This window comes from Duganella levis (genome assembly GCF_009857605.1).
In the GTDB taxonomy this organism is placed as follows: domain Bacteria; phylum Pseudomonadota; class Gammaproteobacteria; order Burkholderiales; family Burkholderiaceae_D; genus Rugamonas; species Rugamonas levis.
Genome location: NZ_WWCT01000003.1, coordinates 103010 through 126915, shown reverse-complemented (window position 1 = coordinate 126915; position 23906 = coordinate 103010). Strand labels below are relative to the sequence as shown.

The 23906-nt window shown below is 61.7% G+C and carries 15 protein-coding genes; 12 read left to right on the top strand and 3 right to left on the bottom strand.

Features of this window, described 5'->3' with window-relative positions; genetic code table 11:
• Positions 1–84 precede the first annotated feature (84 nt).
• The 11 genes from GTP69_RS05780 to GTP69_RS05730 all read left to right on the top strand — a co-directional run bounded on the left by GTP69_RS05780 (position 85) and on the right by GTP69_RS05730 (position 20472).
• Entirely contained in the window at positions 85–1299 is a 1215-nt protein-coding gene (locus tag GTP69_RS05780; protein WP_161053994.1) for a XylR family transcriptional regulator, read from the top strand.
• An 85-nt stretch (positions 1300–1384) separates the two neighbouring features.
• The gene (gene xylB, locus GTP69_RS05775; protein WP_229260827.1) at positions 1385–2164 is read left to right on the top strand and encodes a D-xylose 1-dehydrogenase; all 780 of its coding nucleotides are present in this window, start codon (positions 1385–1387) and stop codon (positions 2162–2164) included.
• A 65-nt stretch (positions 2165–2229) separates the two neighbouring features.
• Complete coding sequence (gene xylF / locus GTP69_RS05770) at positions 2230–3234, top strand: D-xylose ABC transporter substrate-binding protein (protein ID WP_161053992.1); 1005 nt, start codon at positions 2230–2232, stop codon at positions 3232–3234.
• A gap of 58 nt (positions 3235–3292) precedes the next feature.
• Positions 3293–4813: a D-xylose ABC transporter ATP-binding protein gene (xylG, locus tag GTP69_RS05765; RefSeq protein WP_161053991.1), complete on the top strand. Its 1521-nt coding sequence runs from the start codon at positions 3293–3295 to the stop codon at positions 4811–4813.
• Positions 4810–5952 (top strand): sugar ABC transporter permease, encoded by a 1143-nt coding sequence (locus tag GTP69_RS05760; RefSeq protein WP_161053990.1) that lies wholly within the window; start codon positions 4810–4812, stop codon positions 5950–5952. The genes xylG and GTP69_RS05760 overlap by 4 nt, the downstream gene beginning before the upstream one ends.
• 346 nt (positions 5953–6298) lie before the next feature.
• Positions 6299–9286 carry a TonB-dependent receptor gene (locus tag GTP69_RS05755; protein WP_161053989.1) on the top strand — a complete coding sequence of 996 codons (2988 nt, stop codon included), beginning with the start codon at positions 6299–6301 and terminating at the stop codon, positions 9284–9286.
• A gap of 23 nt (positions 9287–9309) precedes the next feature.
• On the top strand, positions 9310–10959 hold the full coding sequence (locus GTP69_RS05750) for a GH35 family beta-galactosidase (RefSeq protein WP_161053988.1): 1650 nt from the start codon (positions 9310–9312) through the stop codon (positions 10957–10959).
• A 19-nt stretch (positions 10960–10978) separates the two neighbouring features.
• Complete coding sequence (locus tag GTP69_RS05745; protein ID WP_161053987.1) at positions 10979–13840, top strand: glycoside hydrolase family 31 protein; 2862 nt, start codon at positions 10979–10981, stop codon at positions 13838–13840.
• A 2-nt stretch (positions 13841–13842) separates the two neighbouring features.
• Positions 13843–15390 carry a GH39 family glycosyl hydrolase gene (locus GTP69_RS05740; RefSeq protein WP_161053986.1) on the top strand — a complete coding sequence of 516 codons (1548 nt, stop codon included), beginning with the start codon at positions 13843–13845 and terminating at the stop codon, positions 15388–15390.
• Positions 15387–17696, top strand: a complete 2310-nt coding sequence (locus GTP69_RS05735) for a glycoside hydrolase family 95 protein (RefSeq protein ID WP_161053985.1) — start codon at positions 15387–15389, stop codon at positions 17694–17696. Before GTP69_RS05740 ends, GTP69_RS05735 begins: the two co-directional genes overlap by 4 nt.
• Position 17697: 1 nt before the next feature.
• Entirely contained in the window at positions 17698–20472 is a 2775-nt protein-coding gene (locus GTP69_RS05730) for a glycoside hydrolase family 2 TIM barrel-domain containing protein (protein ID WP_161053984.1), read from the top strand.
• Here GTP69_RS05730 and GTP69_RS05725 read toward each other — a convergent pair.
• Complete coding sequence (locus GTP69_RS05725; RefSeq protein WP_371867813.1) at positions 20461–21705, bottom strand: NADH:flavin oxidoreductase/NADH oxidase family protein; 1245 nt, start codon at positions 21703–21705, stop codon at positions 20461–20463. The genes GTP69_RS05730 and GTP69_RS05725 overlap by 12 nt on opposite strands.
• A gap of 70 nt (positions 21706–21775) precedes the next feature.
• Between GTP69_RS05725 and GTP69_RS05720 the strand changes: the two genes are divergently transcribed.
• Positions 21776–22147 (top strand): MerR family transcriptional regulator, encoded by a 372-nt coding sequence (locus GTP69_RS05720; protein WP_161053983.1) that lies wholly within the window; start codon positions 21776–21778, stop codon positions 22145–22147.
• 4 nt (positions 22148–22151) lie between these two features.
• Here GTP69_RS05720 and GTP69_RS05715 read toward each other — a convergent pair whose 3' ends face one another.
• Positions 22152–22994: an alpha/beta hydrolase family protein gene (locus GTP69_RS05715; protein ID WP_161053982.1), complete on the bottom strand. Its 843-nt coding sequence runs from the start codon at positions 22992–22994 to the stop codon at positions 22152–22154.
• Entirely contained in the window at positions 22991–23770 is a 780-nt protein-coding gene (locus tag GTP69_RS05710; protein ID WP_161053981.1) for an alpha/beta fold hydrolase, read from the bottom strand. Before GTP69_RS05710 ends, GTP69_RS05715 begins: the two co-directional genes overlap by 4 nt.
• Between the last annotated feature and the right edge of the window lie 136 nt (positions 23771–23906).

Sequence of the window (23906 nt, the reverse complement as noted above, 5' to 3'; positions counted from 1 at the left end):
AAATTTTTCATATCTGCACCACGCGGGCGGGCTGTAGTATCAAGACGGCCAAATTCGTCCTGGAGCGGGGTAGTAGAGATGCAGATGAAGTCACACCGGATTGCGCTACTGTTCAATGCAAACAAAATCTTCGACCGCGAAGTCATCGCGGGGATCGCCGCGTACCTGAGTTCCACGCGCGCCAGCTGGGATTTGTTCCTGGAAGAGGACTTCCGCCTGCGCCTGCCCGGCATCGAGAGCTGGCAGGGCGACGGCATCATCGCCGACTTCGACGATCCGGCCGTGGCCGAGGCCCTGACGCGCAGCCGCGTGCCGGTGGTGGCGGTCGGCGGCTCGTACGAGAACCAGGCGGCCTATCCGGAGGACGTGCCCTACGTCGCCACCGACAATTTCAAGCTGATTAAAATGGCGCGCGATCACCTGATCGAGGCCGGCCTGCGCCACTTCGCCATGTTCTCGCTGCCGGAAGCGCAGACCAACCGCTGGGCGCAGGAGCGCGAACACGCCTTCCGCACGCTGATGGGGCAGGACAAGATGGAGCCGCATATCTACCGCGGCCTGGGCACCAGTGCGCCGTCGTGGGATGCGGCGGTGGAGCAGCAGATTCAATGGTTGCATAGCCTGCCCAAGCCGGTCGGCATCATCGCCGTGACGGATGCGCGGGCGCGCCAGCTGATGCAGGCTTGTATCATGGCCGGCATCGCGGTGCCGGAGCAGGTGGCGCTGATCGGCATCGACAACGATCCGCTGGCGCGCATGCTGACGCGGATTCCACTGAGTTCCGTGATCCAGGGCGCGCAGGAGATGGGCCGCACCGCCGCCCACCTGCTGGACCAGATGCTGCACGGCGTGCGCATGAGCGGCACGCGGGTGCTGGTGCCGCCGGTCGGCATCAATGTGCTGGCGTCCACCCAGCACGAGGCGCCCAAGCATCCGCACGTCATGCGCGCGCGGCACTTCATCCGCCAGTACGCCTGCCAGGGCATCAAGACGCACCAGGTGGCGGAGTATGTCGGCATTTCGCGCTCGTCGCTGGAGTCCTACTTCCGCCAGGAGCTCAATTGCAGCGTGCATGATGTGATCCTGCGCTTCAAGCTGGATGCGGCGACGTCGATGCTGGCGCGCGGTGAGCGCAGCATCGCCGAAGTGGCGCTGTGCTGCGGCTTTACGTCGGTGCAGTATATGCACGCGGTGTTCAAGCGCGAACTGGGATGCACGCCGCGCACCTACCAGGACCGCGCCATGATGGGCATCGTCGATGACGGCTCGGCGCTGCCGCCGCCGGAGCTGGCGGCGTAATATCATTGCCGCGATTGGTGATTTTCGTAATTGCGGCTTATGTTTAGCCGGGTCAGAATCCTCCAGCTATTTTGGAGAACAGACCTTGGAAAAAAATTACAACACGCCGCGTGAGCAGGCCATCTATCCCAGCCTCGCCGGCAAGCGCGTGGTTATCACCGGCGGCGGCAGCGGCATCGGCGCCGGTATCGTCGAGGCGTTTGCGCGTCAGGGTGCGCTGGTCACCTTCCTCGACATCGCCGAACAGGATTCGCGCGCACTGGCGGCCAGCCTGGCTACGCTGCCTGCGCCGCCGGCCTTCATGCCGTGCGATCTGACCGACCTGCAAAAGGTGGCGCAGATCTTCGAGACCATCGGCCCGGTCGACATCCTGGTCAACAACGCCGCCAACGACGACCGCCACGAGATTGCCAACGTCACGCCGGCGTACTGGGAAAACCGCATGGCGGTCAATCTGCGTCACCTGTACTTCTGCGCGCAAGCCGTGGTGCCGGGCATGCGCGCGGCGGGCGGCGGCGTGATCCTGAATTTCAGTTCCATCTCGTGGCATCTGGCCTTGCCGGAGCTGACCCTGTACATGACCGCCAAAGCCGGCATCGAGGGCATGACGCGCGGTATGGCGCGCGATCTTGGCCGCGACAATATCCGCGTCAACAGCGTGATACCAGGCGGTGTGCGCACGCCGCGCCAGGAAGCGTTGTGGCATACGCCGGACGAGGAAGCGCGCATGCTGGCCGGCCAATGCCTGCCGCGCCGCGTGGAAATCGCCGACGTGGCGGCGCTGACCCTGTTCCTCGCTTCCGACAGTGCGGCGCGCTGTTCGGGACGCGAATACTATGTGGACGCGGGATGGTACGGCGCGTGATGTAACATAGCGGTGTAGTGTTTAGTTGGGCATAGAACTCGGCAGCATAATTGGAGACTTAATTGATGAAGAAATTACTGAGCACGGCGGCTATTGCCGTGATGATGGCTTTTGCAGGCGGTAACGCCATGGCCGACGCCAAGAACCCGAAGATCGGCTTTTCGATCGACGACCTGCGGCTGGAGCGCTGGGCGCGCGACCGCGACTACTTCGTCGCCGCCGCCGAGCAGCAAGGCGCCAAGGTATTTGTGCAGTCGGCCGACGCCAGCGAGCAGCGCCAGATCGCCCAGATCGAGAACCTGATTTCGCGTGGCGTCGACGTGCTGGTCATCGTGCCATACAACGCCACGGTGCTGACCAACGCCATCCGCGAAGCGAAGAAGGCCAAGATCAAAGTCATTTCCTATGATCGTCTGATCCTCAACGCCGATATCGACGCCTATATCTCGTTCGATAACAATATGGTCGGCCAGTTGCAGGCGCAGGGCGTGCTGGCGGTGAAACCGAAGGGTAATTTCTATCTGCTTGGCGGCGCGCCGACCGACAGCAACGCCAAGATGCTGCGCGAAGGCCAGCTGAAAGTGCTGCAACCGCTGATCGACAAGGGTGACGTGAAGGTCGTTGGCAAGCAGTGGGTGAAGGACTGGAGCCCGTCCGAGGCAATGTCCATCGTTGAAAACGCGCTGACCGCCAACGGCAACAAGATCGACGCCGTGGTGGCCTCCAACGACGCCACCGCCGGCGGCGCGATCCAGGCGCTGGCTTCGCAAAAGCTGGACGGCAAGGTCGCCGTGTCGGGCCAGGACTCCGATCTGGCGGCCGTCAAGCGCGTGATCGCCGGCACGCAGACGCTGACCGTCTACAAGCCATTGAAGCTGATCGCATCGGAAGCGGCCAAGCTGTCGGTGCAGCTGGTGCGCGGCGAAAAGCCGGCCTTCAACGCCAAGTACAACAACGGCTTCAAGGAAGTCGATTCGGTGTTCCTGAAACCGATCGCGCTGACCAAGGCCAATGTGGACGTGGTCGTGAAAGACGGCTTCTACACGCAAGCCCAGCTCTCGGGCAAATAAGCTTTGCCGCATAACGGGGCCGTCCGGCCCCGTTTTCCCACCTCTGCGAGAATCCTGAATGTCCGGCTATTTGCTAGAAATGAAGGACATCGTCAAAAAATTTGGCGGTGTACCTGCGCTCGACGGTATTGACCTCAAGGTCAGTCCGGGTGAGTGCATCGGTTTGTGCGGCGAGAACGGCGCCGGCAAATCGACCTTGATGAAAGTGCTGTCCGCCGTCTACCCTCACGGCACCTGGGACGGCGAGATCCTGTGGAACGGCGCACCGCTGAAGGCGCAATCGATACGCGAAAGCGAAGCGGCCGGCATCGTCATCATCCACCAGGAGCTGATGCTGGTGCCGGAATTGTCGGTGACGGAGAATCTCTTCCTCGGCAACGAGATCACGCTGCCGGGCGGCCGCATGGATTATCCGGCCATGAACCAGCGCGCCGAAGCGCTGCTGAAAGAACTCAAGCTGGATGACGTCAACGTGGTGCTGCCGGTGTCGAACTACGGCGGCGGCCATCAGCAGCTGATCGAGATCGCCAAGGCGTTGAACAAGAACGCCAGGCTGCTGATCCTCGACGAGCCATCGTCATCGCTGACGGCGTCCGAGATTCAGGTGCTGCTGGATATTATCCGCGGCCTGAAAGCCAAGGGCGTGGCCTGCGTCTACATCTCGCACAAGCTGGATGAGGTGGAAGCCATCTGCGACACCATCGTGGTGATCCGCGATGGCAAACACATCGCCACCACGCCGATGCAGCAGATGGATGTGCAGCAGATCATCGCGCAGATGGTGGGCCGCGAGATGAACCAGCTGTATCCGCAGCTGGAACGCACGCAGGGCGACATCGTGTTCGAGGCGCGCAACGTCACTTGCTACGACGTCGAAAAGCCGGAACGAAAAAAAGTGAAGAACGTCTCCTTTCAGCTGCGCAAGGGCGAGATCCTTGGCATCGCAGGGCTGGTGGGTGCCGGCCGCACGGAGCTGGTGTCGGCGCTGTTCGGCGCTTATCCCGGCGTGAGCGAGGCCGAGGTGTGGCTGGACGGCGCAAAGATCGATACGTCGACGCCGCTGAAGGCCATCCGCAACGGCCTGGCGCTGGTGCCGGAAGACCGCAAGCAGCACGGCATCGTGCGCGATCTGGACGTGGGGCAGAACATCACGCTGTCGGTGCTGGGCCGCTACTCGCGCTTCAGCCGCATCGACCGCGAGGCCGAACTGAAAACCGTGAGCGAAGAAATCGCGCGCCTTGGCCTGAAGACGGCCAGTCCCTTCCTGTCGATTACCTCGCTCTCTGGCGGCAACCAGCAGAAAGCGGTGCTGTCCAAGATGCTGCTGACCCGGCCCAAGGTGCTGATCCTCGATGAGCCTACGCGCGGCGTGGACGTCGGCGCCAAGTTCGAAATCTACAAGCTGATGCTGGAACTGGCCAGCCAGGGCATGTCCATCATCATGGTGTCGTCGGAACTGGCCGAGGTGCTGGGCGTGTCCGACCGCGTGCTGGTGATGGGTGAAGGGGAGTTGCGCGGCGATTTCGTCAATCAGAATCTGACTCAGGAAATGCTGCTGTCGGCAGCGATACATCAATGAATCCAACCAAAATCAAACAGCTGTTCACGCAGTACAAAATCCTGGCGCTGCTGATCGCCATCGCCGTCATCTGGGCCTTCTTCAGCTTCAAGACCGAGGGCGGCTTCATCTCTCCTCGAAACCTTTCCAACCTGATGCGCCAGATGGCGGTGACCGGCGTGGTGGCGTGCGGCATGGCCTTCGTCATCATCGCCGGCGAGATCGATCTGTCGGTCGGCTCGCTGCTCGGGCTATTGGGCGGCATTGCGGCGGTGCTGGACGTAACGCACCACCTGCCGGTGCCGGCCACCATCGCGGTGGTGCTGGCGTGTGGCCTGGTGCTTGGCCTGTTCAATGGCTGGCTGACGGCGTATGCGGGTATCCCGTCCTTCATCGTGGGCCTGGGCGGCATGCTGGCGTACCGCGGCATTGTGCTGGGCGTGACGGATGGTGCGACGGTGGCGCCGGTGTCGGATTCGATGGTGCAGCTGGGGCAGGGCTATCTGCCGCCGCAGATCGGCGTGGCGCTGGGCGTGGCCTTGTTCGTGCTGGCGGCGGTGCTGATCTGGCGCCAGCGCGTGAACCTGGCGCGTCACCATCTGCCGGTGCCTGCGCTGTGGCGCCATGGCTTGCGCCTGGCCGCGATTGGCGTGGTGCTGTTCGCATTTGTGACTACGCTGAACGAATACGAAGGCATTCCGCTGCCGGTGCTGCTGTTGCTGGTGCTGTTGGGGATCTTCAGCTACGTGGCGACGCAGACGGTGTTCGGCCGCCGCATTTACTCGGTGGGCTCGAACATGGAGGCCACGCGGCTGTCCGGCATCAACGTGCAGGCGGTGAAGCTGTGGATCTTCGGGATCATGGGCCTGATGTGCGCCCTGGCCGGTCTGCTGAACACCGCGCGCCTGGCGGCGGGTTCGCCGTCGGCCGGCACCTCCGGCGAGCTGGATGCGATTGCGGCCTGCTTCATCGGCGGCACCTCGATGCGCGGCGGCTCAGGCACCGTGTACGGCGCGCTGATAGGCGCGCTGGTGATGGCTTCTCTCGACAACGGCATGTCGATGCTGGATGTCGATACCTACTGGCAGATGATCGTCAAAGGCGCGATCCTGACGCTGGCGGTGTGGGTGGATGTGGCGACGCGCTCGGGCCGTCGTTAAACGTTTTTTTCAACGCGGCCCGCGCAGCCGGGCCGCGTATCTGTGGGATTCGCGCGACGATTGCTGATTATCATTCTTCGCATTGGTGAATTTCGCAATTGCGACTCAATTGTGTAACTTGCACAATGGTTCAAAGTCGCGCGCCGTGGCACCCCGCCAGCCGGCAGCAGCGATAAAAAAATACAGACGAGCGAGACCTTATCAATGACGACCAGTTTAATGCGCTGTTCAGCGCCGGCGGGCTCCCTTACCCCGCAGATTCCCTTAACCCCCACAGATGACGAGAAATACCAATAATAAGTGGCCAAAGAGCCATGACATATTCGTATAACTTTGGAGAGTGTAGATGAAACAGTTCAAAAAAACGGCCATCGCAATGGGCCTGGCCCAGATGACGATGATGCTGAGCGGCGTAGCATTAGCCCAGACGACCGATGCACCGAAGACCAATGACGCGCCGGCAGCAGAACCGGTAGCGGTGATCGTGACCGGCCAGCGCGCAGCGCTGCAATCGGCGCAGAAGATCAAACAGAATTCCGATGAAATCGTCGACTCCATCGTCGCCGAAGACATGGGCAAGCTGCCGGACCGCTCGGTCACCGAGGTGCTGCAACGCGTGGTCGGCGTGACCATCGACCGTACCATGGCCAAGGGCGACCCGGAGCACTTCTCGGTGGAGGGCTCGGGCGTGTCGATTCGTGGCCTGAGCTACGTGCGTTCGGAACTGAATGGGCGCGATTCGTTCTCGGCCAACGGCGGCCGTTCGCTGAACTTCGAAGACGTGCCACCAGAACTGGTGTCCGGCGTCGACATCTACAAGAATCCATCGGCGGAACAGATTGAAGGCGGCATCGGCGGCCTGGTCAACCTGCGTACCGCCATGCCGTTCGATTACAAAGGCTTCAAAGCCTCGATCTCGGCCGACCGCACCTGGTCGGAACTGAAGAAGGGCAAGACCTCGCCATCGTATTCCGGCCTGGTGTCGGACCGCTGGAAAACCCCGATCGGTGAAGTCGGCGCCTTGCTGGATATGGCCTACTCGGAAAGCGCGACCCGCACCGACGCCTTCCAGGTCGAGCCGTACTATCCACTGAAGGACGCCAACGGCAATTCGGTCTACGTACCGAAAGGCGCGCAATGGCGCACGCTGGAATTCAACCGCAAGCGCGAAGGTGCTTACGGCGCGCTGCAATGGAAAAAGGACGAGTGGTCGAGCGGCCTGACCTACTTCAAATCGAAATACGAAATGAAGTGGGACGAGCAGGCGATCTTCGCCCAATCGAGCCCATACAATATCCGCGTCTCGCCTGATTCGACCTTCAACTCGCAGGGCGCGCTGCAAACCGGCACCCTGACCGATTCCACCGGCGCCGGCATCAACTTCGGCGACGACACCCGCGCCGCCAACCGCAAGTCCGACACCACCGACCTGTCGTGGAACCTGCGCTGGCGCAAGGACAGCTGGACCGTCACCACCGACCTGCAGCACATCAAGGCCAAGACCAACAGCTTCGACTCCACCGTCGCTACCGCCATCCAGCTGCCGAAGGAAAAGCTGGACCTGACTGGCAGCGTGCCGAACCTGATCTTCGATGCATCGGACCGCGCTTACCTGGCCAATCCGAACAACTACTACTGGGCCTTCACCCAGGAGCATCTGGACCGCAGCACGGCCAAGGAAAACGCCTGGAAGACCGACGTCAAATACGACTTCGATAATCCAGTGCTGCGCGACGTGCGTTTCGGCGTGCGCTTTACCGACCGTTCGGCGACCACCACCAACAGCAACCCAAGCTACAACTGGGCTGCCATCACCCAGCCATGGCAGGGCGAGATCTCGCACCTGGCTTACCTGAGCGATCCGCGCTTCTCGGGTAACACCAATCTGCATAGCTTCAACAACTTCTTCAACGGCAGCGTGTCCGTGCCGTCGGTGGTGTTCCCGAATGTGTCGCTGGCCCAGGGCTATCCAGGCACTTACGCCACGCTGCACACCTACCACGATCTGCTGTGCGCGGAAGCGGGCAATACCTGCGCGCCATGGACGCCGGCCACCTTCGGCACCGATCCAGCCGGCACCAACGACCAGTCGGAAAAAACCAAGGCGCTGTATGGCCAGATGCGCTTCGGCTGGGACGACCTGAAATATCCGGTGGACGGCAATATCGGCCTGCGTTACGTGAAGACCGATTCGACCGCGCACGGCTACACGGTATTCACCGCGACGCTGCCGACCGGCCCGACCCAGGGCGTGCCGATTCCGACTATCACGCCGTTTTCGAAAGCCCAGGATTTCGACAACACCTACCACAATGTGCTGCCTAGCCTGAACCTGCGCCTGAAAGCCAGCGACACGCTGCAATTCCGCTTTGCCGCAGCGACGGCGATCTCGCGTCCTGACTTCACGCAGTTGCAGGCCTACACCACGCTGCAGCAGTCGGTCGACACCACCACCGTCAACGGCGTCACCACGGTCAATACCGTGAACCTGAGCGGCACCGGCAACGGTAACCCCAACCTGCGTCCGACCACGTCCAAGCAGCTCGACCTGACCATGGAATGGTATTTCGCGCCGACCGGTTCGTTCACCGCTGCGGTGTTCAACAAGCGCCTGAAAGACATCATCATCAACCAGGTGTACAACTACCAGTTGCCTGACACCACCGGCAAGCTGCAGAACTTCACCGTCACCGGTCCGGTCAACGGCGCTCGTGGCCATGCGCGCGGTATCGAGCTGGCTTACCAGCAGTACTTCGACAAACTGCCAGGCGCCTTGTCCGGCCTGGGCGTGCAAGCCAACTTCACCTTCGTCGACAGCAAGCGCGATCTGTATAACCCGGTGTATTCGAAGTACTGCACCGGCGGTGACAGCGCCGCCAACGTCAACCTGAACCTGAACGGTTGCGACACCAACGGCACCACCTTCGGCAACCTGCCGCTGGAAAACCTGTCGCGCCAATCGTATAACCTGGCGCTGTTGTACGATAAAGGCCCATGGTCGGCGCGTCTGGCCTACAACTGGCGTTCGAAATCGCTGCAAGGCGTGAACGTCAACGGCACCAAGGGCGGCGATGGTACGGACTCCAATCCAGCCAGCCCGACCTACGGCCAGACCAATGTGGCGTGGGCGCTGCCAACCTGGGCGGATTCCTACGGCCAGCTGGATGCGTCGGCATTCTACAAATTCAGCGACAAGGTGTCGCTGGGTGTGGAAGCGCAGAACTTGACCGACTCCACCTACAAGCAGCTGATGCAGCAGAATATCGGTATGATGGGACGTGCATGGTTCAAGACCGGCCGCCGCGTAGTGGCTAAACTGAGCTACGACTTCTAATCTCTGAAAAAGGCTTAATCACGATGAAGCAATCCGCCCGCCAGCTTGTTACCAGTTTCAGTTTTTTAATGGCCGCAGCTGGCGCGGCGGCCGCCGCCTCCGAGCTACCGCAGATCGTGAAGAAGGACGGCCGTTTCGCCTTGATGGTGGACGGCGCGCCTTTCGTCATCCTCGGTGGCCAGGCGCAGAATTCCAGTAATTATCCGCTGGCCCTGAACAAGGTCTTCGCGGCGATCAAGGACATGCATGCCAACACCCTCGAAATTCCGGTCGCCTGGGAGCAGGTCGAGCGGGAAGAGGGCAAGTTCGATTTCAGCTACGTCGATACGCTGGTGGCTGAAGCGCGCAAGAACAAAGTCAAACTGGTGCTGCTGTGGTTCGGCACCTGGAAGAATACCGGTCCAAACTACGCGCCGGAATGGGTCAAGTTCAATAACACCCGTTTCCCGCGCATGGTGTCCAAGGACGGCAAGATCACCTACTGCCTGTCGCCGCAAGGCGAAGAGACGCTGAAGGCCGACAAGAAGGCTTTCGTGGCGCTGATGGCCCACATTAAAAAGATCGACGAAGCACAGCGCACCGTGATCATGGTGCAGGTCGAGAACGAAGTGGGCACCTACGGCTTTGCGCGCGACTACGCGCCGAAGGCCGAGGCGCAGTTCAATCAACCGGTACCGCAGGCGGTGCTGGACTATAAAAAATCCCCGGTACCGCTGGCCAAGAGCGGCACCTGGAAGCAGGTCTACGGCGACTACGCCGACGAATACTTCCACGCCTATTCCATCGCCAGCTATATCGAGGAAATCGCCAAGGCCGGCCGCGCCGTCTACAACCTGCCGATGTACGTGAATAACTCGCAGCGCGATTCGACCGAAGATCCGGTCAAGCCGTGGCATGAGAACTTCGCCAGCGGCGGCCCGACCTACGACGTAATCGATATCTACCGCGCCGCCGCGCCGCATATCGACTTCGCCGGTCCGGATATCTACGGTCCCAACTCAAAGAAATTCAACGCCTCGCTGCGCCTGTTCCAGCGCAAGGATAATCCGCTGATGGTGCCGGAGATGAGCAACGCCGCCGAATACGTGCGCTACACCTATCTGGTGCTGGGCAAGGGCGCCATCGGCTTCTCGCCATTCGGCATCGACTACGCGGACTACAGCAATTTCCCGCTCGGCCACAAGGCGATCGACAAGACCATGGTGGAACCGTTCGGCAAAATCTACGCCGCCTTCCGTCCGATGGAACGCCAGTGGGCCAAGTGGGCGTTTGAAGGCCGTACCTACGGCGTGGCCGAAGGCGACGACCGCGCGCCGCAAACCGTGGACATGAAAGGCTGGAAGGCCACCATCTCGTTCCGCGAGTGGCAGTTCGGCGAACGCGAATACTTCAAGGATATCAAGGACGTGCCGGCGGGGACCGAGATCCCGAACGGCGGCGTATCGATCGCGCAGATCAGCGACAATGAATTCATCATCATCGGCCAGCGCGCGCGCGTGAAGATCGATCATGCCGAAGGCAAGTCGTCCATGTGGGGCCGGGTTGAAGAAGGCCACTACGACGCTGCCGGCAAATGGATCATGGAACGCAACTGGAACGGCGACCAGACCGACTATGGCCTCAACCTGACCGGCAATCCGGTGGTGTTGAAGGTGACGGTTGGTACATACTAAATAAAAGAACGGAGACGATATGCGCTTTACGACGATCGCCACGGCTGTAGCCGTGCTTGCGGCCGGCCATGCGATGGCTGGCACTTTTGAAAAAACCGCTACCGGTGTTGTGATCAAGCCGGATACCGGCGCCGCCAAGGAAGTGCGGCTTGAGGTCATGGCCGACAACATCGTCCACGTGGTCAAGCTGGACCAGGCGGGGAAAGCGCTGACCCCATCGCTGATGACCGTGGCCGCACCTGTTAGCGGTAACTTCAGCGTTACCGCATCGGGCAAGGACAGCGTCACGCTGAAGGCCAAAAAAATCTCGGTGGCGGTATCGCTGGCGACCGGCCAGGTGCAGTTCTTTAACGCCGCCGGCAAAGCGTTTTTGACGCAGCAGGCGGAGAGCATGTCGCCGGTGGACATCGACGGCAAGCCGTTCCTGGCGGTGAAGCAGGGCTTCAACTACGGCACCAAGGACGCCTTCTATGGCCTGGGCCAGCATCAGAATCACCAGATGAATCTGAACGGCGAAGACGTGCTGCTGATGCAGCACAATATGGCGATTGCCGTGCCGTTCGTGGTCTCGGATAAAAACTACGGCGTCCTGTGGGATAACAATTCCATCTCGCGCTTTGGCGACAGCAAGCCGTATGCGTGGCTGAGCCGCGACCTGCAACTGACCGATGCCGACGGCAAGGCCGGCGGCCTGACCGCGCGCTACTACATCGGCGACAAGCTGGTATTCACGCGCCAGGAAAAAGACATCGCCTACCAGTACCTGAAGGACGTGGCGGAGAACTGGCCGAAAGAGGTCGATCCTAAAGCCGCCAACCTGAAGGTGGTGTGGGACGGTGCGATGGCGTCGCCGAAAGCGGGCGTGCACAAGCTGCAGCTGTATTCGTCGGATTACGCCAAGCTGTCGTTGGACGGCAAGGAAATCATGGACGTGTGGCGCCAGGGCTGGAATCCCTGGTATCACAACTTCGAGGTGAAGTTCGAGTCCAACAAGCCGGTCAAGCTGCACCTGGAGTGGAAGCCGAGCGGCGGCATGGTCGCCATCACCCACAACGATCCGCTACCGCAGGACGAGCGTCACTCGCTGACCTTCTCGTCGGAAGTCGCGCAGGGCATCAACTACTACGTGGTGAGCGGCGAGAATATCGATAACGTCATCGCCGGCTACCGCCATCTGACCGGCCAGGCGCCGATGATGCCGAAATGGGCGTACGGTTTCTGGCAGTCGCGCCAGCGCTACGAGACGCAGGAGCAGTTGCTGGGCGTGCTGCGCGAGTACCGCAAGCAGGGCTGGCCGGTCGATAATATGGTGCAGGACTGGTTCTACTGGCCGGAGAACGGCTGGGGATCGCACGATTTCGACAAGGCCCGTTTCCCCGATCCGAAAGCGATGGTGGATGAAGTCCACAAGGCCAATGCGCGCATCATGATTTCGATCTGGGGCAAGTTCTACGCCAATACCGACAACTACAAGGAGTTGGCGGCCAAGGGTTATATGTGGACCAAGAACGTCGAGAACGGCGATCTGGATTGGGTGGGCCCTGGCTACAAGAACAGCCACTACGACCCGTACACCAAGGAAGCACGCGACATCTACTACCGTCAGATGAAACCGAAGCTGGTGGACCTGGGCTTCGACGCCTGGTGGATGGATAACACCGAGCCGGATGTGCTGTCGAATACCCGTCCTGCGGACTTCAAGAAGCTGATCGGCCCTACCGTGTATGGCGGCGGCGAGATCACCTTCAATCCATATAGCCTGGTGCACACGGAAGGCTTCTACTCGCACCTGAAGAACGATCAACCGGAGAAGCGCCAGTTCATCCTGTCGCGTTCCGGCTTTGCCGGCATCCAGCGCAACGCCACCGCCGTGTGGAGCGGCGACACGGCCAGCCGCTGGAACAATCTGTATGACCAGATTTCGGCGGGCGTGAGCATTTCGATGTCCGGCATTCCTAACTGGACGCACGACATCGGCGGCTATGCGCAGGAGACGCGCTTCCAGGTCGGTGACGTCGGCTCGGCGCAAGAAAATCGCAGCACCGGCATCAAGCAGGGCAATCCGGAAGACATCAAGGAATGGCGTGAGCTGAATCTGCGCTGGTTCCAGTTTGGCGCGTTCTCGCCGCTGTTCCGCTCCCACGGGGAAGTGGTCAAGCGCGAGATCAACGAGATTTCGCCGGCCGGTTCGCCGATGCGCGAATCGATGGTCTGGTACGACCAGCTGCGCTATCGCCTGATGCCTTACATTTACTCGACCGCCGCCGAGACGCACTATGAGTCCGGCTCCATCATGCGCGGCCTGGTGATGGACTTCCCGCAGGACGACGCGGTGAAGAACATCAACGACCAGTACCTGTTCGGCCACAACATGCTGGTGGCGCCGGTGTATGTGTACGGTGCGCGCGAACGCAGCGTGTACCTGCCGAAGGGCGTCAACTGGTACGACTTGTACACCGGTGAGCTGCATAAGGGCGGCACCACTGCGACCATCAAGGCGCCGGAGACGCGCATGCCGGTGCTGGTGAAAGCCGGCGCCATCGTGCCGGTCGGCCCGCTGACGCAGTATGTGGATGAGAAGCCGGATGCGCCGATTACGCTGGTGGTCTACACCGGCGCCGACGGAAAATTCAGCCTGTATGAGGATGATGGCGTCAGCAACGCTTACCTGCGCGGTGAGGCCAGCCGTATCCCGCTCAGCTACAATGACAAGACCGGCGTGGTCACCATCGGCGAGCGCGCAGGCCAGTACAAGGGCATGGTCGCCAAGCGCCAGTTCAAGGTGCGCTTCATCAAGCCTGGCGTGTCGAGCACCGACAACTTCGACGTGGCCGACAAGACGGTCAGCTACGAGGGTAAAACCGTTACTGTGAAGCGTTGAGCATGAAGACTCTGACCGCTGCTGTTTTGTTGGCGCTGGGGGCGGCGGCCGTCGCCGCGCCGGTAGCCGATCGTCACATCGTGGTGGATGCCGCCGATGCCGGCTCGCCGCGCGACCGCTTCGCCGATCTGTCGGTGGGTTCGGATTATCCGGGCACGCTGATACGCGACGACAGCCTGGCGCAGCTCAAGACAGCGAAGGACGAACTGGGTTTCCGCTACATCCGCTTCCACGCCATCTTCCATGATGTACTGGGCACCTACAAGGAGGTGGACGGCAAGCCGGTGTACGACTGGACCAAGCTCGATTACCTGTACGACCGCCTGCTCAAGATCGGCATCAAGCCGTTTGTGGAACTGGGCTTTACGCCGCTGGCGATGCGCAGCTCTGACCTGAGCATCTTCTACTGGAAGGGCAACACCTCGCATCCCGATCCGAAGAAGTGGGCGGCGCTGGTGGATGCGTTTGTCCGTCACGCGCAGGACCGCTACGGCAAGGAAGAGGTGCGCAGCTGGTTCTTCGAGGTGTGGAACGAGCCGAATCTGGACGGCTTCTGGGAGAAGGCGGACCAGAAGGTGTACTTCGAACTGTTCGACATCACCTCGCGCACCATCAAGGCGATTGATCCGGCGCTGCGCGTCGGCGGGCCGTCGACTGCGGGTGCGGCGTGGGTGCCGGAGTTCCTGGCGCATGCTAAGTCGTCCGGCGCGGCGGTGGATTTCGTCACCACACATACCTATGGTGTGGATGGCGGTTTCCTCGACGAGAGCGGCAAGGAAGATACCAAGCTGTCGCCGTCGCCGGACGCCATCGTTGGCGATGTGCGCAAGGTGCGCAAGGAGATGGCGGAAGCCGGCCATCCTGAAATGCCGCTGTACTTCACCGAGTGGAGCACCAGCTATACGCCGCGTGATCCGGTGCATGATTCGTATATCAGCGCGCCGTACATCCTGAGCAAGCTCAAAGCCACCGAGGGCATTGCGCAGGGCATGAGCTACTGGACCTATAGCGATCTGTTTGAAGAACCGGGACCGCCGACTGCGCCGTTCGAGGGCGGCTTTGGTTTGATGAATCCGCAGGGCATACGCAAACCGTCGTGGTTCGCTTATAAGTATCTGAATCAGCTGGGCGATACGGCGGTCAAGACGGGCGATGTGCAAAGCTATGCGGCCAAGGATGGCCGTGGCGTGCAGGTGCTGGCGTGGGACTTCCAGTCGCCGAAGCAGGGCCGCAGCAATCGCGGTTTCTACACCACGGTGCAGCCGACGCGCGATAGCCAGCAGGTCAGCGTTGATCTAAAAGGACTGAAGCCTGGCGCGTATTCGGTCAATGTGTACCGCACGGGCTTTGAGGCCAATGATGCGCATACGGCGTATCTGAAAATGGGTTCGCCGAAGACGCTGACGCCGAAGCAGGTGGAGCGCCTGCAGGCTTTGACGACGGACCGTCCGCAGACCAACACTGTGCGTGTGCCGGCTTCCGGCGCGGCCAGCGTGAAGGTGAAGATGCGCGTTAATGATGTGGTACTGATTAAGATTAATCCGCAATGAAGTCCTTGCTGCTGGTTGCCGCCTTTGTTGCGGCAGGTGCGTCGGCTGCGCCGGATCTGACGTTGCGTTACGCGCAGCCGGCGCCGGATACGGCGGCGGGTTGGGAGAAGGAAGCGCTCCCTATCGGCAATGGCCGCATTGGCGCGATGATCTTCGGGCAGCTGGCGCGCGAGCGCTTGCAGTTCAATGACATCACGCTGTGGACCGGCGATAGTGTGGCGATGGGGGCATATCAGCCGTTTGGCGATGTGTATATCAATCTGCCGGGGCATGAGCAGGGGACGACGGCGTATGGGCGCCGGCTGGATTTGTCGCGCAGCGTGCATACCGTGAGCTACACGCACAATGGCGTGCAGTTCAAGCGCGAGGCGCTGGCCAGTTATCCGGCGCAGGTGATTGCGGTGCGGCTGACTGCCAGCAAGCGTGGTCAGTACACTGGTTCCATTGAGCTGACCGATATGCATGATGCGCAGATCAGCGTGCAGGGCGATCGCATTACGGCGACCGGCGCGTTGCCGAATGCGCTGAAGTACGCCAGCCAGGTGCAGGTGCTCAATGAGGGCGGCAAGCTGGCGGTGGCTGGCAACAAGATTACCTTTACCGGCAGCGATGCGATCACGCTGATCCTCGGCGCTGGCACCAGCTACATCAATGACGCCTCCCGCCGCTTCCATGGCGACCCGCCGCTGCCGCGCGTAAGCGCACAGGTGGCCGCCGCTCCGCATGCGTGGGCAACGCTGCTGGCGGCGCATCAGCGTGATTACGCGGCGCAGTTTGGCCGCGTGGGCGTGGACTTTGGCGCCGCGTCGCCGGCCCGCCGCGCGCTGACGACCGACAAGCGCATCGAGGCCTATACCGCTGATGGCAACGATCTCGAGCTGGAAGCGCAGTTCTTCCAATACGGCCGCTACCTGCTGATTTCCAGTTCGCGCGGCTCGCTGCCCGCTAACCTGCAAGGCCTGTGGAACAACAGCCTCACGCCGCCGTGGAATTCGGACTACCACACCAACATCAACATCCAGATGAACTACTGGCCGGCGGAACCGGCCAACCTGTCCGAACACGCCAAGCCATTCCTCGACTTCGTGCAAGGCATGGCGCCGGTCTATCGCCAACTGGTGGCCGACACCGCCGCCCAAGCCATCGCCCATCCGGAATCCGTGCAGATGTCGCAACCGGACCTGAGCGGCGAAGCAGTGCAGCGCGAAGAAACCTTCGTCAGCGCCAAAGGCAAGCCAGTGCGCGGCTGGACCGTGCGCACCGAATCCAACCCCTTCGGCGCCATGGGCTACGTCTGGAACAAAACCGGCAACGCCTGGTACATGCAGCACTTCTGGGAACACTACGCCTACACCCAGGACAAAACCTACCTGCGCACCATCGCCTATCCGATGATGCAGGAAGCCGTCGCATTCTGGGAGGACTACCTGAAAGAGCTGCCGGACGGCCGCCTGGTCGCGCCACTCGGCTGGTCGCCCGAACACGGCCCGATCGAAGATGGCGTCAGCTATGACCAGGAAATCATCTGGGATCTGTTCAACAACACAGTGGAAGCCGCCGACGCATTGGGCGACACCGCCTACCGCAACCGCATCGCCGCCATGCGCGACAAACTCGTCACGCCGGGCATCGGTAGCTGGGGCCAGCTGCTGGAATGGATGGATGAGAAAAAAGACAAAGTGCTCGACACGCCAGGCGATACGCACCGCCACGTCTCGCACCTGTTTGGCCTGTTCCCTGGCCGCCAGATCTCGCCGACGCAGACACCGGCACTGGCCAACGCCGCGCGCAAATCGCTGGAAGCACGCGGCGATGCCGGAACCGGCTGGTCGATGGCTTGGAAGACCGCATACTGGGCACGCCTGCTGGACGGCGACCATGCCTACAAAATGCTGCGCGGCCAATTGGCGAAGCCCGGCGCGCGCGCTGCGCAGCAAAGCGGCCAAGGCACGGAAGTCAACAACGCCGGCGGCACCTACCCGAATATGTTCGACGCCCACCCGCCATTCCAGATCGACGGCAACTTCGGCGCCACCGCCGCCATGTGCGAAATGCTGCTGCAATCGCAGACCGGCGAAATCCATCTGCTGCCGGCATTGCCGTCGGCATGGCGCAACGGATCGGTCAAAGGCCTGCGCGCACGCGGCGGCTACGAAGTCGATCTGACCTGGGCCAATGGCAAACTCACCGCCGCAACCGTCCACCGCATCGCTGGCGAAGGCACCGGCAAGGTGCGTTACGGCGACAAAGTCGTGCCACTCAATCTGAAACCGGGCGAGAGCAAACACTTCGGAAGGGATCTCTAAAATGCGTTGGCTGCTGAGTGCTTTATTACTGGTGCTGAGCAGCCAGTGTTTCGCGGACCCTACCCAGATCCAGTACCTGAGCGGCACCGACAAAGACCATCGCGTTGACTGGGACTTTCAGGTCAACGGCGGCCGCAATGCCGGCGTGTGGAAGAAAATCCCGGTGCCGTCCAATTGGGAGATGGAAGGCTTCGGCAGCCACCGCTATTCCAACGACTGGCAAAAAGATCCCGCGCCGGACAGCACCGGCATCTACCGCTATCAGTTCAACGTACCTGCAGAATGGCGCGGCAAGCAGATGGAAATCGTCTTCGGCGGCGCCATGACCGACACGCTGGTCAAGATCAACGGCCAGCCTGCGGGAGCGGTGCATCAGGGCGGCTTCTATGAATTCCGCTATGACGTCACGCGCTTGCTGAAGCCAGGCGAGAGCAACCAGCTGGAAGTGACGGTGCAGCGCTACTCCGCCAACGCCTCGGTCAACCGCGCCGAGCGGAGCTCCGACTACTGGCTGTTCAGCGGCATCTATCGGCCGGTATGGCTGGAGGCCAAACCGACCGCCAACATTGAACGCGTGAGCCTTGATGCGCGACACACCGGCGATTTCGATGCCGATGTATTCCTCGCTGGCGCTACCTCTGGCAAAGTCTCCGCGCGCCTCGCCACGCTGGCCGGCGCGCCGCTCGGCAAGGAAATCAGCGCCGACGTGGTTGACGGCAAAGCCCATTTACATGGCCACCTGGCGAACATCGTGCCCTGGTCGGCGGAGAACCCGCAACGTTATCAGGTGCGCTTCCAGCTTTTGAGCGGCGGTAAAGCCGTGCATGAAGTCAGCAAGATCATTGGCTTCCGCACCATCGAGCTGCGACCGCGGGATGGACTCTACGTCAATGGTCATAAGGTGCGCTTGAAAGGATCGAACCGTCATTCGATCTGGCCGACATCGGGCCGCACCACCAGCAAGCAGTTGAGCTACCAGGACGCCCACTTGATGAAGCAGATGAATATGAACGCGGTGCGCATGTCGCATTATCCGCCTGACCCGCACTTCCTCGATGTCGCCGATGAAGTAGGGCTGTATGTGATCGACGAACTGACCGGATGGCAGAAAGCTTACGACACCGATGTCGCTACGCCGCTGGTGAAGGAACTGGTGCAGCGCGACCAGCACCATCCATCGATTCTGTTCTGGGCCAATGGTAACGAGGGCGGTTTCAATCGCGAGCTGGATCGCCTGTATGCGGGATGGGATGCGCAGAAACGCCCGGTGATTCATCCGTGGGAGAGCTTCGGCGGCATCGATACCGCTCACTATCCGACCTACAACTGCTGCGCGACATCGCTGTTCAACGGCCGCGATGTTTTCATGCCGACCGAGTTCCTGCATGGCCTGTACGACGGCGGCGCCGGTGCGAGCCTGAACGATTGGTGGAACGCCATGCTGGCCAATCCGCTCAGCGCCGGCGGCTTTATCTGGGCTTTTGTGGACGAAGGTATTGTGCGTGACGACCGCAATGGCGCCATCGACGTTGCCGGAAATCTGGCGCCGGACGGCATACTGGGGCCGTATCGCGAGAAGGAAGGCAGCTTCTTTGCGATCAAGAAGATATGGTCGCCGCTGTACTTGCCGCTGTCGGAAATGGCGTCGTTGCCGCCGACGTTTGACGGCCGCATCACGCTGGAAAATCGCTACGATTTCACCAACCTCAATCAGCTGAAACTGAGCTGGCAGCTGGTGCGCTTCGGCCGCAATCCGGGACATACAGTGGTGGCGCAAGGCGGCATCAAGGCGCCGGATGTCGCGGCGGGCCTGCGCGGCATCGCCAACATTCCTTTGCCGCGCGACTGGAACCAGCAGGACGCGCTGTATCTCACCGCTACCGGCCCTGATGGACGGGAGATCTATACCTGGTCGTGGATGATCGCCAGCCCGCAGCAGGTCGCTGAACGGCTGCGCGCACCGGCGGGAGTGGAACCCGTCAACTTGACGGAGCTGGCCGACGGCTATCTGCTGCAAGCTGGCGCGCTTGCGGTGACCATCGATAAAACCTCCGGCTATTTGCGTGAACTGAAGAAGGGCGGCTTGCTGGTGCCGCTGACGAATGGTCCGCGACTGGTGGCGGGCAAGGCGCAGTTGCAGCGCATCCAGGCTGCGCGCGAAGGTAACGACGTTCTGGTGTCGGCCGAGTACACCGGCAATCTGCGCAAGGTGAAATGGCGCCTCAGCGCCGCTGGTGAACTCAGTGTGAATTATGGCTACCAGATGGAGGGCAGCCGGTATGTCGATGCGCTGGGCGTCACTTTCGATTATCCGGAAACCGATGTGAAATCCATGCGCTGGCTTGGGCGCGGTCCTTATCGCGTCTGGAAGAACCGCACGCAGGGCGTGGAATTCGATGTATGGCAGAAGGATTACAACGACACAGTGTCTGGCCTGTCGTGGAATTATCCTGAGTTCAAAGGCTTCCACGACAAGGTGTATTGGGCCGAATTGCAAACCAAGGCCTTGCCGCTGACCTTCATCAACCACGCCGATGATATTGCGCTGCGCGTGTTCACGCCCAAGGAAGCCAGCGGCGAAGGTTTTGAACCGAAGGGAACGCATATCGATTTCCCACCCGGCGATATCTCCTTCCTCAACGCGATACTCCCGATCGGTACCAAGTTCAATCCGCCGTCGGAGCTTGGACCGTCGGCACAGCAGGGACGCACGCCCAATCTTGGCATCTGGCTGGAAAATACCATCGACATCGTGGTGGGCGATTCAGCCCACTGACTGCGCGCGCCATTTGCGATAGCGCCGGGTGAGCATGGCGACGCGCACCTGGTCGATCAGTAGCGTGAACAGCGGATTGAGCGCGCCGCCGGCGCTGTTGCCGGCCGCCGCGCCCAGCGTACCCAAGGCACGCAGGCGTCGCCGCACCAGCGCCATGGTGGCGATGCTGGCCAGGGTCTTGTCCTTCCAGTTGACGGGCGGTTCGGTCGCCGTTGGCTTCTGGCCGGCGCGCCATTGCTGCGGCAAGTCCGGCGCCACCGACAATGCCGTCGCAATCCCCACCACGGCGACTCCGCTTGCCAGCACCTGTTCCGCAATCTCCTGGCGCGCGATGCCGCCGGTGGTCATTACCGGCATGCGTGCGACTTTTGCCAAGGCCTGGGCAAATTCAAGGAAGTAGGCTTCACGCGCCAGTGTGCGGCCGTCCGCCGTGCGGCCTTGCATGGCGGGGCTTTCGTAGCTGCCGCCGGATAGTTCGATCAGATCGACCGGCAGTCCATTTAACAGCTGCACCACCTGTCGCGCGTCGTCTTCCGAAAAACCACCACGCTGGAAGTCAGCGGAATTGAGCTTGACCGCCACGCTGAATCTGGCCGACACGCGCTGCCGCACGGCGCGTACTACTTCCAGCAGCAGGCGCGCGCGGTTTTCCAGGCTGCCGCCCCATTCGTCGGTGCGGCGGTTGGTCAGTGGCGACAGGAATTGCGACAACAGATAGCCATGCGCCGCGTGGATCTGCACACCATTGAATCCCGCCTGTTCGGCGGCATGTGCGGTGTCGCCAAAGCGCTGGATGACTTCCGCGATATTTGCCGCGCTCATGGCGACAGGCTGCGCAAACAATTTACTGTGCTTGCCCAGGTCGAGCGCCACGGCCGACGGCGCCCATGCCAGCCCGCCCATATTGGCCATCACCTGACGGCCGGGATGGTTAATCTGCATCCAGATCTGCGCGCCGTGCTGGCGTGCCGCCTGTGCCCACGCCGTGAACGGCGCCAGCGGCGTGCCGGCTTCCAGCGCAATGGTGGCGGGGCCGGTCAGCGCGCGGCTGTCGACCATCACATTGCCGGTGATGAGCAAGCCGGTGCCCCCTTGTGCCCAGCGCTGGTACAAGCGATGAATCGCGGGGCCGGGCAACTGGCCGTTATCGGCCATGCTTTCTTCCATGGCGGCTTTGGCCAGGCGGTTGGGCAGGGTGCTGCCGTTTGGCAGTGTAAGAGGGGGAAACAGCATATTCAGGTCCAGAAAAGGTAAGGAGATGAGCCATGCTAAGATTGAAGTTCACTTTAAGGTCAAGCATAAAATGAAGATTGGTGAACTGGCCGAGCGCGCGGGTATTGCGGCGTCGGCGATCCGCTACTACGAGAAGGCGGGCCTGATGCCCAAGGCGACGCGCGGCGCCAACGGCTATCGCGCCTACGACGATGCGGCGCTGGAGCGCATCAACCTGATACAGATCGGGCAGCAGTTGGGGTTCACGCTGGAGGCGATGCGCGCCATCCTGTCGCTAAGAGGGGAGGCCTTGCATGAAGGCCTGGTGACGAATCTAGACGCGCGCCTGGCGGACGTGGAGCGCATGATGCAAACGCTGCGCGAGCAGCAGGCGTCGCTGCTGGAAACCAAAAAGCAGATACAGGCTACGTTTGAACGGGGCGAGTGCCCAACGAGCCTGTAGTTTCTCAGAGCGTGCGCGCCAGCCAGTCGGCGGTGAGGTCCATCACGCGTTGCGCGGCGCTGCTGTCCGGCGCGAAGACGTTGAAGATGTGGTCCGCGCCGCCGATCAACGCCGCTTCGGCAGGTTTGCCGCCAACGAGCTTCAGCATGTGCGCATCCGCTTGCGGCAGGAAGTCGCCGCTGCCGCGTATCGTCAGGAAGGCGCCCGGATACTTCGGCAACGACTGGTCCAGGTTCACGCCACGGAAGCTCTCGTAAAATTCACGCTTGGTGGTGATGCGTTTCCAGCCCTTGACGTCGTCGCTGGCGACGCCGTCGCGCAGGGCTTTCTGCGCCAGCGGCGAGGAGGCCATCTGCTGCCACTGGTCACCGCTCGGCGAAGACCACAGCACCATGCTGCGGAACCATTGCGGATGACGGCCGCCGGTGATGATGGCGGTGGTGGCGCCCAGGCTCCATCCCAGCACCGCGCTGTGCGCCGGCTGCACGCCAGGCTGCTTCTGCAGGAAGGCATATGCGGCCTCGGTGTCTGCGATGCGCGAGTCCAGCGTCGATTCGATGTCGCTGCGGTTACGGTCACCTTCGCCACGGAAGTTCACGCGCAGCGAGGCGATGCCCATTTGCGCCAGCCGTGCCGACATGCGCTTGCTCAGGTCTCCGGCGCCGTTCATGTCGTCGGCAAAGCCGTGCAGGAACAGCACGGTGCGGCCATCCCATGCGCCGTCCGGCGTGACCCAGGCGCCGTTGACGTCCGGCGCGATGGTGACGTTCTGTTCTCCGGCGTGCGCCAGCAGGGTAGAAGCGCTCATGGCGATGGCGGCGGCGGTGGATGCAAGGCGGCGCATCATGACTGCTCGGCGGCGACTTCGGCGCCGCTCAGGAAGTTGACGATCAGCGGATTCACCACATCGGCATGGGTGATCGGTCCCATATGGGCGGTCGGCGTGGTCAGCGCGCTGGCGTTGGGCAGCGACACGCTCAGTTGCTCCACCAGCAGGCGGGTGGAGGCGGGGCTATGCGCGCCGGCCATCACCAGCGACGGCATGGTCAACATGGACAGGTCGTCCAACGTTGCCGGTTCGCCCAACAGTGCCTGGAAGTCCAGTTTGACCTTGGCAATCTGCGCCGCCATCTTGGCTTGCGCGCTTTCCGGTGCAGCGTCGAAGGCGCCGGCGCGGTTCCAGTAGTCGATGAAGATGCGGGTGGCGTCGCGGTCGGCGGCGCTGGCCTTGATGCGCTCGACCACCCCGACGATTTCCGCCTTGGCCGGATGGGCTGCCGGCAGCAGGTGGAAGGCCACCGGCTCGAACAGCGTCAGCGACTGCACGCGCTGTGGCATGCGGCGCGCCATGTGCAGCGCGCAGGCGCCGCCGAAGGAATGGCCGATCAGGTGAAATGCTTCGCCCGGCTCCAGCCGCGACGAGATGGCGGCTACCACCGCGTCCACCTCGTGCGCCAGCGTGTGCACATAGTCGGCGCCGGCGTCGGCCGGGAAGGGCGAGGCGCCATAGCCCTGCAAATCGACCGCGATGCAGCGGTAGTCATCACCCAGCTGTGCCTTCAGGGGCAGCCACTGGGACTTGGAACTCATGGAGCTATGCAGCAGGACGACAGCAGGTTTCATTGTCAGCGAATCATGAAAAAAGCGAAGCGCAGATTATACCGGGTTGCGCTATCCACCTTGAGAAAGAGACAATCGCCCCTATGTGTGGTCTACACCACGCCACTGCAAATTTTGTACGATACGCGTATGGCGGCAT

Excerpts from the sequence above, each read along its gene's own strand:
- GTP69_RS05745 (WP_161053987.1), top strand. The coding sequence starts at position 10,979 with ATGCGCTTTACGACGATCGCCACGGCTGTAGCCGTGCTTGCGGCCGGC.
- GTP69_RS05720 (WP_161053983.1), top strand. The coding sequence starts at position 21,776 with ATGAAGATTGGTGAACTGGCCGAGCGCGCGGGTATTGCGGCGTCGGCG.
- GTP69_RS05780 (WP_161053994.1), top strand. The coding sequence starts at position 85 with ATGAAGTCACACCGGATTGCGCTACTGTTCAATGCAAACAAAATCTTC.
- GTP69_RS05755 (WP_161053989.1), top strand. The coding sequence starts at position 6,299 with ATGAAACAGTTCAAAAAAACGGCCATCGCAATGGGCCTGGCCCAGATG.
- GTP69_RS05740 (WP_161053986.1), top strand. The coding sequence starts at position 13,843 with ATGAAGACTCTGACCGCTGCTGTTTTGTTGGCGCTGGGGGCGGCGGCC.
- GTP69_RS05710 (WP_161053981.1), bottom strand. The coding sequence starts at position 23,770 with ATGAAACCTGCTGTCGTCCTGCTGCATAGCTCCATGAGTTCCAAGTCC.
- xylG (WP_161053991.1), top strand. The coding sequence starts at position 3,293 with ATGTCCGGCTATTTGCTAGAAATGAAGGACATCGTCAAAAAATTTGGC.
- GTP69_RS05750 (WP_161053988.1), top strand. The coding sequence starts at position 9,310 with ATGAAGCAATCCGCCCGCCAGCTTGTTACCAGTTTCAGTTTTTTAATG.
- GTP69_RS05735 (WP_161053985.1), top strand. The coding sequence starts at position 15,387 with ATGAAGTCCTTGCTGCTGGTTGCCGCCTTTGTTGCGGCAGGTGCGTCG.
- GTP69_RS05715 (WP_161053982.1), bottom strand. The coding sequence starts at position 22,994 with ATGATGCGCCGCCTTGCATCCACCGCCGCCGCCATCGCCATGAGCGCT.
- GTP69_RS05730 (WP_161053984.1), top strand. The coding sequence starts at position 17,698 with ATGCGTTGGCTGCTGAGTGCTTTATTACTGGTGCTGAGCAGCCAGTGT.
- xylF (WP_161053992.1), top strand. The coding sequence starts at position 2,230 with ATGAAGAAATTACTGAGCACGGCGGCTATTGCCGTGATGATGGCTTTT.
- GTP69_RS05760 (WP_161053990.1), top strand. The coding sequence starts at position 4,810 with ATGAATCCAACCAAAATCAAACAGCTGTTCACGCAGTACAAAATCCTG.
- GTP69_RS05725 (WP_371867813.1), bottom strand. The coding sequence starts at position 21,705 with ATGCTGTTTCCCCCTCTTACACTGCCAAACGGCAGCACCCTGCCCAAC.